This is a genomic window from Chrysiogenia bacterium (genome assembly GCA_020434085.1).
GTDB lineage: Bacteria > JAGRBM01 > JAGRBM01 > JAGRBM01 > JAGRBM01 > JAGRBM01.
Genome location: JAGRBM010000238.1, coordinates 1 through 15390, shown reverse-complemented (window position 1 = coordinate 15390; position 15390 = coordinate 1). Strand labels below are relative to the sequence as shown.

Genomic DNA, 15390 nt, shown 5'->3' with positions numbered 1-15390 from the left:
CGGATCATCCGCGTTCTTTACGCGCTGGCCATTCTGGGGGCCGCGGGCTTCGGCCTCTTCCCCGCCATCGCGGGCTTCCAGTTCAGCTTCCTCGCGGGAGTGAGCGGCCTGATTCTCTGGCCGATCCTCTTTTTGATCTACGTGATCATGGCGCGCGTTGCCCTGGAGACGGTCATCGTGCTCTTCCGCATCGCCGACAACACCTCGGAGTCCGAGCGCATCCTCGAGCGCGACTACAAGAAGCAGGTCAGCGCCGAGGAAAAGGCCGCCAAGGAAAAAGAGCTCGACAACCGCATGTAAGATTTCTTCCGTTCCACGAAAAACGGCGCCCGATGGGCGCCGTTTTTGTTTGGCTTGTTGTCCCCTACCCCAGGAACACCACGGCCTCGATCTCGACCAACGCGCCCTTGGGGAGCGAGGCGACACCGACGGTGGCGCGGGCGGGCGGGTTTTCGGAGAAGTACCCGCCATAGACATCGTTGACCTGGGGGAAGGCGTTCATGTCGGTAAGATAAATTGTGGTCTTCACCACTTTCGAGAGATCGCCGCCGGCGGCTTCGACAACGCCGCGCAGGTTCTCCATGACCTGCTTTGTCTGCTCGGCCGCGTCGCTGCCGACGAGTTCGCCGTTGTCGGGGCTCAAGGCAATCTGCCCGGAGCAGAACAGGTAGTCGCCGGCCCGGATGGCCTGGCTGTAGGGACCGATGGCGCGCGGCGCGTTGGGGGTGGAGATGACGTCCATGGGTTGCTCTTCCTCGCCTAGAGATGTGCCTGGCGGTTGGTGTCCACGCGGTGGACGCTGTAGATGCCCTTGATGCGCTGCAGCGCCTTGATGATTCGCTTCAAATGATCGGCATCGCGCACGGCGATCTCGAAGGTGCCGACCGCCTTTTCATCGATGGTGGTCTGAAGCTCCACGCGCGAGATGTTCGCGTCCTCGGTGGTAATCGATTTGGTCATGCTGGCCAGCAGGCCGGGCTTGTCGGCGCAGACTACTTCGACGGTGACCGGGCGCGCGGCGCGCGATTCCTTGTCCCACTCCACGGAGATCTTGCGCTCGGGAATCATTTCGTGGACGTGCTGGCAGTCGGTGCGATGGACCGAGATGCCGCGCCCGCGGGTGATGAAGCCGATGATCTTGTCGCCGGGAAGCGGATTGCAGCAGCGCGCGAAGCGGATCATCACGTCGCCTTCACCGCCCTTGACGCGAACGCCGGTGCTGCCGTTGCCGCTGACACGCTGGATGAACTTCTGCAGCGCCTCGACCGGCTGCGGGCGCTCCTCGCGCGGGGCGCGGCGCTTTTCTGGCGGCAGCAGGATGTCGACGATCTTGCTGAGCGGCGCGGTGCCGTAGGAAACGGCGATGAGCAGTTTCTCCACGTCGCGGTAGTCGAGTTCCTTGGCCACGCGCTCGAGCTGGCCCTGTTTGCGCAGGCGCTCGTACTGCAGGCCCTGGCGGCTGAGTTCCTTCTCGAGGATCTCCCTGCCGAGCACCACGCTGCGCTCGCGTTCGGTGTGGCGAATGTATTCGCGGATGCGCCCGCGCGCCTTGCTGGTCTTGACCCACTTGAGCCAGTCGCGGCTGGGTGTTTGGGTGTTGCGCGTCGTGATGGCGACGATGTCGCCGGTCTCCAGCTCGTGCTGGAGCTGCACGATCTTGCCGTTCACCTTGGCGCCGATGCAGGTGTTGCCCACTTCGCTGTGGATGGCGTAGGCGAAGTCGATGGGCGTCGCGCCCTTGGGCAACACGCGCACGTCGCCCTGCGGGGTGAAGACGTAGACCTCATCGGGGAAGAAATCGATGCGCAGCGACTCCATGTATTCGTCGGGGTCGGTGACTTCGTTCTGGTCGGCGAAGATCTGGCGAAGCGCGCTGTAGGGAGAGTCCTCTCCGGCGACGCTGCCGTCGATCTTGCCTTCCTTGTACTTCCAGTGGGCCGCAATGCCGTACTCGGCCACGTCGTGCATCTCGGGCGTGCGGATCTGGAACTCCATGGCCTGGCCGTAGGGACCGATCACCGCGGTGTGCAACGACTGGTACATGTTGGCCTTGGGCAGCGCGATGTAGTCCTTCACCTTGCCGGGAATCGGCTTCCACAAACTGTGGATGTGCCCCAGGGTTTCGTAGCAGGCGCGCACGCTCGGCACGATCACGCGGAAGGCGACCGAGTCGTAGATCTCGTCGAAGGTCAGGTTCTTCTCCTGCATCTTCCGGTAGATGGAATAGAAGTGCTTGGCGCGTCCGTAGACCGTGCAGGAGATGGCCTGGTTCGAGAGCTGCGCGCGCACGGTGTCGCAGAGTTCGTCCACGATTCCCTGGCGCTCCCTCTGGCGCATGGTGACTTCGGATTCGAGCTCGGCAAAGGCGTCGGGCTGAAGCACCTTGAAGCACAGGTCTTCGAGCTCGGTCTTCACCCACTGAATGCCCAGGCGATTGGCGATGGGCGCATAGATGGCGAGGGTTTCTTCGGCGATGCGCTGCTGCTTTTCCTCGGGCAGGTGCTCGAGGGTGCGCATGTTGTGCAGGCGATCGGCGAGCTTGATCAAAATGACGCGCAGATCCTTGCTGGTGGCCAGCAGCATCTTGCGGAAGTTTTCGGCCTGCCGCTCTTCCTTGTTCTTGTATTCGACCTGGGAGAGCTTGGTGACGGCGTCGACGAGGTCGCGGATCTCCTTGCCGAAGAGCCCTTCGATTTCTTCGAGGGTGGCGAGCGTGTCTTCGACCGTGTCGTGCAGGAGCCCCGTCGCCACGCTTGGGACGTCGAGCCGGAGCTGCGTGAGAATGCCGGCGACCTCCACCGGATGGATGAGGTACGCCTCTCCCGAGCGCCGTTTCTGGCCCGAGTGGACCTTGGCGCTGAAGACGTAGGCCTTCTGCAGGCTCAGCAGGTCGGCCTTGGGATTGTAGGCCTGGACCCGCTCTGAGATGTCGTTAAAGCGGAGCATTCACCACCAATTGGGGCCTGTGCGCACACAGGCCCGCCGCTGCGCTCCGTCCCCCCTCCCGGGGAGGAAGCTGAAAAACCACCCTTCACCCTAAAATCTAAGAATTTTCGGGGGTTTTGGCAATGGGGGATGGAATGTTCTCCGCTTGCGCTCCCGCTGAATCTGCAGGTTGTAGGGGCGGGGTTTACCCGCCCTGCAACAAAAAGGGCGGGTAAACCCCGCCCCTACAAGTCTCTGCCGAAGAGAAACCTCCGCTCAGACCCGGCACGCCTCGGCATGCACGACCCCGATGAGGTCCGCCAGGGCGTGGTCGAGGTCCTCATTGACGATCTGGTAGCGGAAGGCCGGGGCCTCGGCGATTTCGCCGTAGGCGTTCTGGAGGCGCTTTCGGATGACGGCGGGGCTGTCGGTGCCGCGCCCGCGCAGGCGTTGTTCGAGGGCTTTGAGCGTGGGCGGCAGAATGAAGATCATCACCGCCTCGGGAAAGGTCTCGATAATCTGGAGCGCGCCCTGCACGTCGATCTCCACCAGGGCGTCGCCGCCGCTCTTGTGGATCCGGCGCAGCTCTTTTCGCGAGGTGCCGTAGTAGTTGTCGTGGACGGTGGCGTGTTCGATGAACTCGTCGCGCCCCACCATGCGCTCGAATTTCTCGGCGCTCACAAAGTGGTAGTCACGAGCGTCGACCTCGCCCTCGCGCTGGGGGCGCGTGGTGTGCGAGATGCTCCAGTGCAGCCGGCCCTGCAGGGCTTCGAGCGCCTTCTTGCACAGCGTGGTCTTGCCCACGCCGGAGGGACCGGCCACGACGAAGACCCGTCCCGGACGGCGCTTTCGCTTGACGGCCTCGCGCACGACCGCGTTGGCCGCGGCGCGCACGCCTCCCGCAGGTTTCTTCGATGTCTTCGCAGCTTTCTTTTTCTTTTTTACGGCCACGGGTCAGCTCCGCCTGGGGTCGGGGTTTCGTAGCCCGTTCCAAATGCGCAAGCAAACATTCCCTGCTCCCCCGCGCCGGGGGAGCTGTCGAGTGAAGCTCGACTGAGGGGGTGCCGGCACCAGCAAGCAGATTATCTGCGCCGCCCCCACAACCCCCTCAGCCCGGTCGCGCTGCGCGCGCCCGCGCAGCTCCCCCGGCGCGGGGGAGCGGGGATGGATTACGATCTCTACTCAATATTCTGGATCTGCTCGCGGATGCGTTCGATTTCGCTCTTCATCTCGACGGCGACGTGCTGGGCGGCGGTGTTGGAGGCCTTGGATGCAATGGTATTGGCCTCGCGGTTGAATTCCTGGACGAGGAAGTCGAGCTTGCGACCCACGGTGCCGCCCGATTCGATGAGCTCGCGGAACTTGGCGATGTGACTCTCCAGCCGCACGATCTCTTCGGTGATGTCGGCCTTGTCGGCCAGGTAGGCGACTTCCTGGGCGAAGCGCTGCTCGTCGAGGTCGGGTTTTTCCTTCAATTCGGCAAGGCGCGCGCGGAGTTTCTCGCGCAGTTTTTCCACCGTCTCGGGCCGCGCCTCGCGCACCTCTCCAAGACACCCCTCGATGGCCTTGCAGCGCTCGAGCACGTCGGCAACCAGGTCGGCGCCCTCGCGCTCGCGCGCGGTGGTCAGCTCGGCCAGGGCCTCGTCGATGAGCTTTTTCAGCGGATCGAGCAGCTCCTTGGGGTCGGGCGGCTCCGGGGAAACAAAGATGTCCTTCTGGCGCGCAAGCAGGCTGAGGTTCACCTCGCCGCCCACGCTGAGCTCGCTCTTCATCGCTTCAAAGAGTTCCATGTAGCGGCGCGCCACCGGCCAGTTCACGTCGATGGCGTTGGAGACCTCGCCGTAGGTGCTCTCGGAGATCGAGCACTCCACCCGGCCGCGGTCGATGTGGGACTTGATGTGGTTGTGAAGCGACTGCTCGAGCGCCGCCAGCGAGGACGGCACGCGAAGCTTCAGATCGAGATAGCGCGAGTTGACGCTCTTGATCTCGACGTTGAACTCCGCCCGGCCGATCTGCCCCTGCGCCCGGCCAAATCCCGTCATGCTGCGAATGGGTGACATGGGAGGAAGGTGTAGCTGAAATTCGGGACGTAGGAAAACGTCCCTCTTCCCCCAACGGGGGAAGGTGCCCGAAGGGCGGAAGGGGGGTGCCGGCAACGGCACGCTGCTTGCTTCGTTTCCCCAGCAAGGGGGGAACTTCCATGGATAAGATCACACGCGACAAGGCGCGCGAGCTGCGCCATCACCCAACCCCGCAGGAACGCAAGCTCTGGCAATACCTTCGAGGACGCCGTCTTGGCGGGTTCCGTTTCCGTCGCCAGCACCCCGTCGGGCCCTACATCCTGGATTTCTACTGCTGCGAACGCCGCCTCGCCGTCGAACTTGACAGTAGCCAGCATTCGTTTCCCGAACACGGCGAGCGAGATTCGGATCGGTCACAAACATTGCAGGCCGAGGGAATCCGGGTGCTTCGATTCTGGAATCTCGATATCGATCGGCGGCTACAGGTCGTGGCCGAGGAAATCTTTCGGGCACTTGAAGAGGTGTAGTGGCTCTACCCGGCGCGTAACCGGCCTGAGGGGGCACCAAAGACAGCACGATCAAGATTAAGAAAAACACCTGATCACCGCCTGAGCGACCCCCTCAGTTCGCCTCCGCTGACGCTGCGTCGAACAGCTCCCCCAAAGGGGGAGCAGGGACAGCTTGCTGCACCGTTTGGGGCTTGCCCGGCATCGGTAGACAGTCAGCCGCAAGGAGTTACGCGATGATCGATCTCTACACTGCCGCTACGCCCAACGGACACAAGGCCTCGATTGCCCTGGAGGAGCTGGCGCTCCCCTACGAAGTTCACCCGATCAACCTGGCCAAGCTCGAACAAAAAGAGCCCGCCTTCCTCAGGATCAATCCCAACGGGCGCATCCCGGCCATCGTCGACCGAGACGAGGACGGCTTCGCCGTCTTCGAGTCCGGCGCAATCCTGGTTTATCTCGCGGAGAAAACCGGCAAGCTCCTGCCCGCCGACGCGAAGGGCCGCTCGGTCGTGATGCAGTGGCTCATGTTCCAGATGGGCGGCATCGGCCCGATGATGGGACAGGCCAATGTGTTCTTCCGCTACGCGCCCGAGAAGATTCCCTTCGCCATCGAGCGCTACCAGAACGAGAGCCGCCGCCTGTTCGAGGTACTCGACGCTCGCCTTGCGGAGGCCGAGTATCTGGGCGGCGCGGAGTATTCGATTGCCGACATCGCCACCTATCCCTGGGTCGCCACCTACCCCTGGTCGGGCGTGAGCATCGAGGGACTCGATCACGTCCAGCGCTGGATCAAGCTCATCGGCGGGCGCCCCGCCGTGCAGCAGGGCCTCAAGATTCCCGAACGCATCCGGGTCACGGATTCAAAGAGCGAGAAGGAATTCGTCGACGGGGCAAGGAAGATGCTGGTCTAAGAATCTTTTTTCCATCCCCGCTCCCCCGAAGGGGGAGCAGGGAGCGAAGAATATCTCCTAGAGCAGCCCGAGCTGCGAGACGCTCTCGCCGGCGGGCAGGTGCGCGCTGCGGGCAGCGGCGGCCTGCCCGGTTGCCACGCGCAGCGGCAACCGGGCACTCGCCAGTTCACTCTCGCTTTGTGCGCCCTCAGCACTCAGCGAGAAGCCCTCATTCTGTTTCACCTGCACGCGACCCTCGATCTGGACGCGGCTGCAATCGAACTCGCGGCGCGCGCGCTGGATGGCTTCCTCGCACAGGAAGGAAAGCATCCACTCGTTGTGTACCACGGCGGCGGCGCGCGCGGGCAGCACCACGTCGATCTGCAGCGCCTCGTCGGTGACGAGCGGACCGAAGGCGCTCAGAAGCTGGGTCAGGTATTCGCGGATTTCGACGCCGCGGGCGGGTTCTGCCTCGATCACCAGGTGCGTGGCACCCAGGCGGCGGTAGAACCAGGAGCGCTCGGCAAGACGTGCCAGGTCGACATCGCCCTTGCGGCGCGGTGCCGTATCGACGAGCACGCGGTTCTTGCCCACCGGACGCGGCAGCTCGCGGCGAAGCGCGCTGCGCAGCGCGCCCGATGCGGCGAGCACCACCACGAAGCGGCGCGTTCCCTCGGCCCCGGCGCGGGCTTTCACCTGCGCGGCGCCGGCCGCGCCCGTGCCCTCTTCCTTCGCACAAAGCAGGCGCAGGGCGCCGGTTTCGTTTGCCTGAATCTGGGTAGCTGCTGCGGCCATGGGATCGTCTCCTTCGTCCCCTTGGGGACTGAGGAAATGATATGCTGCAGGTGTGTCATTTCATGTCACACGATTTGGCGCCGAATTTTGCCTAGAAACAGCAGTTCTAACAGATCATGTTTACCGAATAAATACCGAAAATTAGGATTTCGCCACAGAGGACACAGAGATCACGGAGCCGGAAATAAGGAAAAATCGACCGCGGATGAACGCGGATAGACGCTGATCAAGACAGAAGAAAGGGGTAAAATTAAACAGGATGCACAGGATTGGCAGGATCAATCTCTAAAGCCTGCTCATCCTGTGCATCCTGTTTTGGTTCTGCCTTGCTCTGAATCCGCGTTGATCTGCGTTCATCCGCGGTCAAATTTCTGACCTCCGTGAGCTCTGTGCCCTCTGCGGCCAAAACTCTTATTGCAGCGAGTTCGCTTTCACCTTGATCGGGTGATCGAGGATCTCCAGGAATCTGCGCTCGTCCCCGCTCTCCATGTTCGGGCCCAGGTAGATGTAGAAGGCCAGGTTGAACTCGCCCTTGGGGAAGCGCTTCATGTCCATCTCATACCCCACGAACAGGGTGCCCGGTTCGCTCTCGGGCTCGTCTTCCTCGGTGGGATCTTCGCGGAAGTAGAGGTCCATGGTGGCCCCCTTCTCGCGCAGGATCTCGTCGTAGGTCATGCGCGCTACGAAGCCGAAGCGCCGGTCGGGCTGGTAGGCGCCCAGCCAGGCCTGGTCGCGACGGATTAGCCCTTCTTCGTGCTTGGTGAGCTTTCCATCGATGGTCAGCCCGTCGGGATTGTCCTCGGTATACAGGTGCGTGCCGTGCGCCACCTTGCGCAGGTCCATGCCCGCGCGGAAATAACTGCCGTCGCAGAGCACCAGGCTCGGGTCAATGGGGTTGTTGATCTTCGTCGGACCCACCATGCCGTGCTCATAGAAGATGTAATAGATCGTCGCCTTGGGAATGCCGGGCAGCTTGATGCCGGCGATGGTGATCCAGAAGATGTTGCGGCGAATGACGCGCACCGGGCCGTCGATGTAGCCCACGGTAAAGGACTTGGTATTGTTCTCGTTGAAGTCCAGGCCCGCGCAGAAGAAGGGTTTCACACGCATGTGGATGCGCAGCTTGAAGCGGTCGACGAAGTTCTCCATGAGCGAACCGTCGGCCTTCTTGCCATAAATCTCTTCGATGATCATCGGCTTGTCGTCGACGAAATCAACAATGGCCTTGTCGGACTCGGTGCGGTCCTTCTTGGCCTCGTAGCGCACGTAGTCCGCTTCGCTGAGCGCCGGGGCATTGGCGGCGAAGTTGAACAGGTAGACGTAGGCGGTTTCTTTCTTGATCGGGTCTTCCAGGATCAGCTCGATGCCGTCCTTGACCGGCCACTTGGAGACCGGCAACGCATCGCCCGCGTCGCGGCCCATGAAGGCGAGCTCGTCGTTGTAGTCGAGCTCATCGATCTTCTCGACCCAGTAGGCGGCCTTGCGCTTCTCCTCGAGCTCACTCTGGGCCAGCTTGCCCTTCTTCACGGCTTTCTCGAAGTCGCTCAGGTCGTCCTCGAAATCCTCGATGCGCTCGGCGCGCTTTTCCGCCTCGCTGCGGGCGTCGAAGTCCGTGGCATCGATGATGTCCTGGGGAATCTTCGCCCCGGGGGTCATGTACTCGTTGTCGGGATCGCGCTTGTCGACCTGGAAGGGGATGGTGACGAGCTTCCCGTCCCTGACCGCCATCAGGCGCAGGCTGGGAATCTTCCGGCCGTAGAGCGCCTTGAGCGTATCGCCCGAGAGGATCACCGGATCATGGGGACGGTCGAAGGCGCTTGCGCGCGTGGCCGGCGCCGTGGCAAGGGCGGAGGCCAGCAAGGCCACCGAGAGGACACGAATCAAGATATCGCGAAAACACATGGGCAAACGCTCCCTGTTGCGCGGCTCCCTCTTCGGACCCCGGCGCGCAAGCTGTTTTGAATCGATTGAGGTCCGGGACTCTACCACGGGGGGACTCGCCCGCTCAACCGGTCAGTTGCGGTCGGAACGAATTTATCTGACAGGACGGGGGGAGAAATCAGGGGCGCCTGCGACCGCCGCGCACCAGGCTGAGCCCGGCCACCGGCGCGTCGCTGAGCAGCGCATTGGCCCCGACCGAGATGGCCCGGTAGTGGTCTTCCTCGCTGGAGAGGCCCCAGACGGCCAGGGAGCGGTACTGGCGCCGCCAGCCGCCCGCATGGCCCAGCTCAGCGGCACTGAGGCTCAGGGTGACCGGCCAGGGCGAAGCGCCGAGGGAATCGGCCATGAGCTTCTCGAACTTGCGCGAGCCGTCCCCGCGCACCGCGAGGGCGAGATCTGGCTGAACCTTCTTCATTCCGGCGGCGATCACCGGCGAATCGGTCTCCAGGACCACCGTGCCCGAGAGGTTGCTCTGTTCGATCAGCTCGCCCACCCGCACGGCCAGCTCGGCTGCTTTGTGCCCGGTGGAGGGGACGTAGACCCAGACGATCAGGCGCTCGGCAAAGAGCCCCAGAGCGCGCTCCAGCGGCAGCAGACGGGACGCAGGGAGATCTTCGGGCCCCTTGAGGGTCAGCGTCTCCAGCTCGGCCAGCGCAAGGGCCTCCACGGGTCCCTCGCCCTCGGTCAGCTCTTCGAGCTGGCTGGCGCCATAGACCACGGGCTCGCCGTCGGCCGAGCGCTGGACCTCAATCCACACACCGTCGAAGCCCGCCTCGGCAGCGGCGCGAAGCGCCAGTTCCGAGTCGGGAGGCAGCGGGTCGGAGAGCCCCCTGCCCGCCAGCACGAGGATGCCGTCGCCGCCCTCCCGGAAGGAAGCCAGCCGCTCGGCCGGACCCGCGCTCTGATCGGCCGCAACCAGCCGCACCGGCAGACGACGGCACGCCCCGGTCGAAACCAGAACAGCGAGCATTCCCATGGCGAGCAGAATTCGGTGCACCCGATTCAAGACATTTCCCCTATAAAGCTGCGGCGTCCAACGCGAGCCTCAGCCTAGTAGACCCCGGCCGATGGCGGAAGGGTTGATGGCGATTGAACCGCAACTGGTTACTCTGCAGGTGCAATGCAGCACGATTCCGAAAATCCCCCGAGTCCCGCGCGCAGGGCTGCGTCACTGCTGCTGGCCGCGTCGCTCATCTGGCTGGCGCTGGCCACGCTGCTGGGGTTTCTGGGGCGAATACACTGGTTTCTCGATCTCTTCGCCCATTTCCGCGCCCAGTATGCGGCCGTCGGGCTTCTTCTTGCTGCCGGCCTCGCACTGCTGCGCCATTGGCGCTGGCTCGCGGGCGCGGCAGTTCTCACCGGGGTCAATGCCGCGCTGCTGGTCCCGCTTTGGATTGGCCCCGGCGCGGCAAGCGACATGAGCGAACCGCCGCTGCGGGTCTTCGCGTTCAACGTCTTCGCGGGAAATTCGCAGGAAAATATCGCCGCGATCCTTGAACAGATTCAGAAACGCCGGCCCGATATCGTCGTCCTGCTGGAGACCCGCCGGAGCGCGTGGCAGGACCACCTCGAAGCGCCGGGCTATGAGCTCGTCGCGCACACCGAGCGCAACGACACCTTTGATCTCGCCGTGCTCTCCGCGATTCCGGGGGCCCGCGCATCGATCCAGCACTTCACCCACTGGAACATTCCCGCGGCCGACGTGCGCTTTGTCTGGCAGGGCCGGGAGGTTGCGCTCATGGCCGCACATCCGACACCGCCCACCAGTACCATCAATGCCCGCGCGCGCAGTGAATACCTGCGGGAAGTCGCCGAGTGGGCGGGCCGCGAGAGTGTCCCCGTGATCGTCGCCGGGGACCTCAATGCGACGCCCTGGTCGGAGGCCTTCGCGCGGTTGCTGGAAGTCGGCAGGCTCGAAAACTCCCAACGGGGCTTCGGCATCCAGCCCACCTGGTGCGATACCTGCGGGCTGATGCGCATCCCCATCGACCACGTGCTCCATTCCCCCGATCTGGTGACCACCCACCGCGAGGTGGGGCCGAGCCTTGGCTCCGACCACAGCCCGGTCTACGTGGAGCTCCGCTGGCGAAAGAACTGAGCGTGTCACGCCCCGTCACAACCACGTGGCAGGCTCTTTGCCGGGTGTGGGCGCGCCGTGATAGGGAGCAGCCGTGGAGTCACAGGTACACGAAAGCGCGGAATTCTCCGCCCCCGGTGGGCCGCTGAGCCTGTGTCTGCTGGCATCGGGCTCCAAAGGCAACTGCGTGTGGGTGCAGGCAGGCGATGCCGCCGTGGTGATCGACTGCGGCATCTCGGTGAAGATGGTCCGCGGCCGCGCTCAAAGCGTCGGCGCCGATCCGGCGCGCCTTGATGCGATTCTTCTCTCCCACGACCACGGCGACCACATCGCCGGCGTGCCGCGCCTTGCCGGCGCGCTCGAGCTGCAGGTCCATGCCAGCGACCTGGTCTGCCATCGCACGGGCTTCAAGCTGCGCAACCAGACCGGGCGCGAACCCAAGGTCTTTGCCGACGGCGAGATCCTCGAGATCGGCGAGCTGGAGATCACCCCCATCCCCGTGCCCCACGACGCGGCCGGGACCTGCGGATTTCTCTTCGAGTACCAGGGACGACGGGCTGCCCACCTGACTGACCTGGGCCACGTGCCTGCCGACTTCGTGGAAATTCTGGGCGGCGTGGAGCTGCTGAGCATCGAGTCCAACCACGATGAGGACATGCTCGCCAAGGGCCCCTACCCCGAGTTCCTCAAGCGCCGGGTGGCGGGCGATTACGGGCACCTGTCCAACCGGGCCTGCGCGCAGCTCGTCGCCGAGCTGGCAGCCAGCGGAGACGCCCTCCAGCAGGTCGTGCTGGCCCATCTCTCGGAAACCAACAACACGCCCAAATTCGCCCTGCAGCAGACCCGCGCAGCGCTTGACGCAGCGGGCCGAGCAGACGTAAAAGTAGCGCTGAGCGCACAGCGCAGACCCAGCGGGGTCTTCTCTTTATAAGGTCTGTCCCACGTGATTGAACGCTACAGCCGCCCCCGGATGGTCCAAATCTGGGAGCCGGGTCATAAATTCTATCTCTGGCTCGAAATCGAGCTGCTGGCCTGCGAGGCCAACGAAAAGCTCGGCGTCGTACCCGCGGGCGTGAGCGAGCGCCTGCGCAAGGCGGCCGACGAGAAGAAGGTCGTCGAGCATCGCGGCAACGGCTCGCCCCGTCACGTCGCCGCCCGCGTGGTCGAGCGTTCCGACGAGATCGAACGCGAAGTGCGCCACGACGTCATTGCCTTCCTCACGGCGGTTGCCGAAGAACTCGGCGACGAAGCGCGCTACCTGCACCTTGGAATGACCAGCTCCGACGTGCTCGACACCTGCCTTGCCAAGCAGCTCCACCAGGCCGGCGAGATTCTGCTCGACGACCTCGACGAGCTGTTGCAGGTCCTCCAGCGCCGCGCCATCGAACACAAGAACACCCTGATGATCGGTCGCTCCCACGGCATCCACGCCGAGCCGACGACCTTCGGCCTGGTGCTGGCCCGCCACTACAGCGAATTCAAGCGCCACCGCCAGCGCCTCTACTGGGCGAACGACCGCATCGGCGCGGGCAAGGTCTCGGGCGCGGTGGGCACCTTCGCCAACATCGACCCGAGCGTCGAGGAATACGTCTGCCAGAAACTGGGGCTCAAGCCCGATCCGGTTTCCTCGCAGGTCGTCGCCCGCGACCGTCATGCCGAGTTCTTCCAGGTGCTCGCGCTCATCGGCGCATCCATCGAGAATCTTGCCGTGGAAGTCCGCCACCTCCAGCGCACCGAAGTGCGCGAAGCCGAGGAATTCTTCCACAAGGGGCAGAAGGGCAGCTCCGCCATGCCCCACAAGCGCAACCCCGTGCTCAGCGAGAACCTGACGGGCCTTGCGCGCCTGCTGCGCGGCTACTCCCACAGCGCGCTCGAGAATGTGGCGCTCTGGCACGAGCGCGACATCTCCCACAGCTCGGTCGAGCGCGTGATCGCTCCCGATGCCACCGTCACCTGCGACTTCGCCCTCGGACGGCTCACGGGCATGATGGACAAGCTGACCGTCTACCCCGAACGCATGCAGGAGAACCTCGACAGCTCGGGCGGGCTGCACAATTCCCAGCGCGTGCTGCTGGCGCTCACCAAGGGCGGCCTCTCCCGCGAGAAGAGCTACGCCATCGTTCAGCGCTGCGCCATGGCCGCCTGGGAGAGCCGCGGCCAGCTCATCGATCAGTTGCTCGATGACAAGGACGTGACCGGGAACCTCAGCGAACAGGAAATCCGTGACTGCTTCGACGAGAGCTATCACACCAAGCACGTCGAGACGATTTTTCAGCGCGTATTTGGCTAAAACCAGAACACACAGGAGCAAAAATTCTCATGGCCACCCGCAAGAAGACCACGAAGAAAGCCCCGAAGAAGTCCGTGAAGAAGCCCGCTGCGAAGAAGCCTGCAAAAAAGAAGGCTGCCACAAAGAAAACGCCGAAGGCGCCCAAGCGCGGCAAGAAGCTCTACGAGGGCAAGAGCAAGACGCTCTATGCATCCAGCGATCCCAAGGCGCTCATCTGCTACTTCAAGGATGACGCCACCGCGTTCAACGCCGCCAAGAAGGGCACCATTCTCGACAAGGGAATGTTCAACAACGAAATCTCGGCCGCGATCATGGAGCGCCTCGAAAAGCTCGGCATTGCGACGCACTACATTCGCCGCCTTTCCGATCGCGAGCAGCTCGTGCGCAAGGTCGACATCATCCCGGTGGAAGTGATTGTCCGCAACATCGTCGCCGGCAGCGCCGCCAAGCGCCTGGGCATCGACGAGGGCTTCGTGCTCAAGCGCCCGGTCGTGGAGTTCTGCTACAAGAGCGACCCGCAGGGCGACCCGTTCATCGGCCGCGACATGGCCGTCGGCATGGGCTGGGCCACGCAGAAGGAAATGCTCTACCTCCACGAGTCCGCGCTGAAGATCAACCAGATCCTCATCAAGATGTTCAAGAAGCTCGGCATCACGCTGGTGGACTACAAGCTCGAATACGGCCGCGTCGGCAACAAGATTTACCTGGCCGACGAGATCACTCCCGATGGCTGCCGCCTGTGGGATGCCAAGACGGGCGAGAAGCTCGACAAGGACCGTTTCCGCCGCGACCTGGGCAACGTGGAGCAGGCCTACGCCCGCGTGCACAAGGCCGTGCTGGGCGCCAAGTAAAAGAGGCCCCGCAGGGAGCCACGCAAAGGACAACTCGTGAAGGCAAAGATCTATATCACTCCCCGCCAGGGCGTCCTCGATCCCCAGGGCAAGGCCATTGAGGGATCGCTCCACTCGCTCGGTTACAAAGAGGCCGGCGAAGTCCACATGGGCAAGTACCTGACCATCGAGCTCAAGGGCCTCACCCCCGGCGAGGCCGAGATCCGCGTCAAGGAAATGTGCGAGAAGCTCCTGGCGAACCTGATTGTCGAGGACTACCGATTTGAAATCGAAGAGTAGCAGGGGCGGGGTCTACTCGCCCTCTTTGACCAAGACGCCGACGGGAAATGCGGGCGGGTAGACCCCGCCCCTACGGGCAACAGAAACGATTTGGGAATATGAAATTCGGCATCATCCAGTTCCCCGGCTCCAATGACGACCGCGACGCGCTGCACGTGGCGCGCGATGTGCTCGGCTGCGATGGCGAGCTTATCTGGCACAAGGATACCGACCTGCGCGGCGCCGACGTGGTGTTTCTGCCGGGTGGTTTTTCCTACGGCGATTACCTGCGCACGGGCGCGATGGCCAAGTTCTCGCCCGTGATGAACGAGGTGGTTCGCCACGCCGAGCGCGGCGGGCTGGTAATCGGCATCTGCAACGGCTTTCAGATCCTCTGCGAGACGGGGCTGCTGCCGGGCGTGCTGGTTCGCAACCGCGACCTCAAGTTCGTCTGCGCTCCCTGGCACCTGCGGGTCGAGAACACCGACAATCCGTTCTTCTCCACCTGCAAGGAAGGCGACGTCATCCGCGTGCCCATCAAGCACGGCGATGGCTGTTACTACGCCGATCAGGAAACCCTGGCCCGCATCAACGGCGAGGGGCAGGTGATGGTGCGCTACTGCGGACCCAAAGGCGAAGTCGACGAGCGCCACAACCCCAACGGCTCGCTCGAGAACATTGCGGGCGTCTGCAATGCCGGCCGCAACGTCTTCGGCATGATGCCCCACGCCGAGCACGCCACCGAGACGCAGACCGAGAGCGCCGACGCAAGGAAGATCTTTGAGTCGGTGCTGAACAAAGCAAAGTCCTTGTAACGCTTCCCCCACCGATTG

The 15390-nt window shown here is 63.7% G+C and carries 16 protein-coding genes; 9 read left to right on the top strand and 7 right to left on the bottom strand.

Annotated features, from left to right (window positions below; genetic code table 11):
• Positions 1-300 (top strand): DUF4282 domain-containing protein (locus tag KDH09_07905; protein MCB0219601.1); only part of this gene is annotated, 300 nt, incomplete at its 5' end.
• A gap of 64 nt (positions 301-364) precedes the next feature.
• Here the strand turns inward: KDH09_07905 and KDH09_07900 are convergent.
• The 4 genes from KDH09_07900 to KDH09_07885 form a co-directional block, all read right to left on the bottom strand.
• Positions 365-742, bottom strand: coding sequence for a RidA family protein (locus KDH09_07900; GenBank protein ID MCB0219600.1), 378 nt, complete (start codon positions 740-742; stop codon positions 365-367).
• A gap of 17 nt (positions 743-759) precedes the next feature.
• Complete coding sequence (locus KDH09_07895; GenBank protein ID MCB0219599.1) at positions 760-2946, bottom strand: bifunctional (p)ppGpp synthetase/guanosine-3',5'-bis(diphosphate) 3'-pyrophosphohydrolase; 2187 nt, start codon at positions 2944-2946, stop codon at positions 760-762.
• Positions 2947-3201: 255 nt separating this feature from the next.
• A complete protein-coding gene (gene gmk, locus KDH09_07890; protein ID MCB0219598.1) occupies positions 3202-3795 on the bottom strand; it encodes a guanylate kinase in 594 nt (197 codons plus the stop codon).
• Between the two features lie 308 nt (positions 3796-4103).
• Positions 4104-4985 (bottom strand): YicC family protein, encoded by an 882-nt coding sequence (locus KDH09_07885; protein ID MCB0219597.1) that lies wholly within the window; start codon positions 4983-4985, stop codon positions 4104-4106.
• A 140-nt stretch (positions 4986-5125) separates the two neighbouring features.
• On the opposite strand from KDH09_07885, the gene KDH09_07880 reads away from it, so the two are divergent.
• Both KDH09_07880 and KDH09_07875 read left to right on the top strand, forming a co-directional pair.
• Positions 5126-5473: an endonuclease domain-containing protein gene (locus KDH09_07880; protein ID MCB0219596.1), complete on the top strand. Its 348-nt coding sequence runs from the start codon at positions 5126-5128 to the stop codon at positions 5471-5473.
• A gap of 215 nt (positions 5474-5688) precedes the next feature.
• Positions 5689-6366: a glutathione S-transferase N-terminal domain-containing protein gene (locus KDH09_07875; GenBank protein MCB0219595.1), complete on the top strand. Its 678-nt coding sequence runs from the start codon at positions 5689-5691 to the stop codon at positions 6364-6366.
• Between the two features lie 57 nt (positions 6367-6423).
• Here the strand turns inward: KDH09_07875 and KDH09_07870 are convergent, their stop codons facing one another.
• The 3 genes from KDH09_07870 to KDH09_07860 form a co-directional block, all read right to left on the bottom strand.
• The gene (locus KDH09_07870) at positions 6424-7140 is read right to left on the bottom strand and encodes a hypothetical protein (GenBank protein MCB0219594.1); all 717 of its coding nucleotides are present in this window, start codon (positions 7138-7140) and stop codon (positions 6424-6426) included.
• A 411-nt stretch (positions 7141-7551) separates the two neighbouring features.
• Entirely contained in the window at positions 7552-9042 is a 1491-nt protein-coding gene (locus KDH09_07865) for a hypothetical protein (protein ID MCB0219593.1), read from the bottom strand.
• Positions 9043-9199: 157 nt separating this feature from the next.
• Entirely contained in the window at positions 9200-10087 is an 888-nt protein-coding gene (locus tag KDH09_07860; GenBank protein MCB0219592.1) for a hypothetical protein, read from the bottom strand.
• Positions 10088-10201: 114 nt separating this feature from the next.
• Here KDH09_07860 and KDH09_07855 point away from each other — a divergent pair, with 114 nt between their 5' ends.
• The 6 genes from KDH09_07855 (at position 10202) to purQ (ending at position 15372) form a co-directional block, all read left to right on the top strand.
• Complete coding sequence (locus KDH09_07855) at positions 10202-11179, top strand: endonuclease/exonuclease/phosphatase family protein (protein ID MCB0219591.1); 978 nt, start codon at positions 10202-10204, stop codon at positions 11177-11179.
• Positions 11180-11252: 73 nt separating this feature from the next.
• On the top strand, positions 11253-12089 hold the full coding sequence (locus KDH09_07850; protein MCB0219590.1) for an MBL fold metallo-hydrolase: 837 nt from the start codon (positions 11253-11255) through the stop codon (positions 12087-12089).
• 12 nt (positions 12090-12101) lie between these two features.
• Positions 12102-13448 carry an adenylosuccinate lyase gene (locus KDH09_07845; protein MCB0219589.1) on the top strand — a complete coding sequence of 449 codons (1347 nt, stop codon included), beginning with the start codon at positions 12102-12104 and terminating at the stop codon, positions 13446-13448.
• 29 nt (positions 13449-13477) lie between these two features.
• Positions 13478-14299 carry a phosphoribosylaminoimidazolesuccinocarboxamide synthase gene (locus tag KDH09_07840; GenBank protein ID MCB0219588.1) on the top strand — a complete coding sequence of 274 codons (822 nt, stop codon included), beginning with the start codon at positions 13478-13480 and terminating at the stop codon, positions 14297-14299.
• Between the two features lie 36 nt (positions 14300-14335).
• Positions 14336-14578 carry a phosphoribosylformylglycinamidine synthase subunit PurS gene (gene purS, locus KDH09_07835; GenBank protein MCB0219587.1) on the top strand — a complete coding sequence of 81 codons (243 nt, stop codon included), beginning with the start codon at positions 14336-14338 and terminating at the stop codon, positions 14576-14578.
• A 98-nt stretch (positions 14579-14676) separates the two neighbouring features.
• Positions 14677-15372, top strand: a complete 696-nt coding sequence (purQ, locus tag KDH09_07830) for a phosphoribosylformylglycinamidine synthase subunit PurQ (GenBank protein MCB0219586.1) — start codon at positions 14677-14679, stop codon at positions 15370-15372.
• The last annotated feature ends 18 nt before the right edge of the window (positions 15373-15390 follow it).

Coding starts and splice junctions, on each gene's coding strand:
- KDH09_07870 (MCB0219594.1), bottom strand. CDS start 7,140: ATGGCCGCAGCAGCTACCCAGATTCAGGCAAACGAAACCGGCGCCCTG.
- KDH09_07885 (MCB0219597.1), bottom strand. CDS start 4,985: ATGTCACCCATTCGCAGCATGACGGGATTTGGCCGGGCGCAGGGGCAG.
- KDH09_07840 (MCB0219588.1), top strand. CDS start 13,478: ATGGCCACCCGCAAGAAGACCACGAAGAAAGCCCCGAAGAAGTCCGTG.
- KDH09_07855 (MCB0219591.1), top strand. CDS start 10,202: ATGCAGCACGATTCCGAAAATCCCCCGAGTCCCGCGCGCAGGGCTGCG.
- purQ (MCB0219586.1), top strand. CDS start 14,677: ATGAAATTCGGCATCATCCAGTTCCCCGGCTCCAATGACGACCGCGAC.
- KDH09_07895 (MCB0219599.1), bottom strand. CDS start 2,946: ATGCTCCGCTTTAACGACATCTCAGAGCGGGTCCAGGCCTACAATCCC.
- KDH09_07900 (MCB0219600.1), bottom strand. CDS start 742: ATGGACGTCATCTCCACCCCCAACGCGCCGCGCGCCATCGGTCCCTAC.
- KDH09_07875 (MCB0219595.1), top strand. CDS start 5,689: ATGATCGATCTCTACACTGCCGCTACGCCCAACGGACACAAGGCCTCG.
- KDH09_07880 (MCB0219596.1), top strand. CDS start 5,126: ATGGATAAGATCACACGCGACAAGGCGCGCGAGCTGCGCCATCACCCA.
- KDH09_07865 (MCB0219593.1), bottom strand. CDS start 9,042: ATGTGTTTTCGCGATATCTTGATTCGTGTCCTCTCGGTGGCCTTGCTG.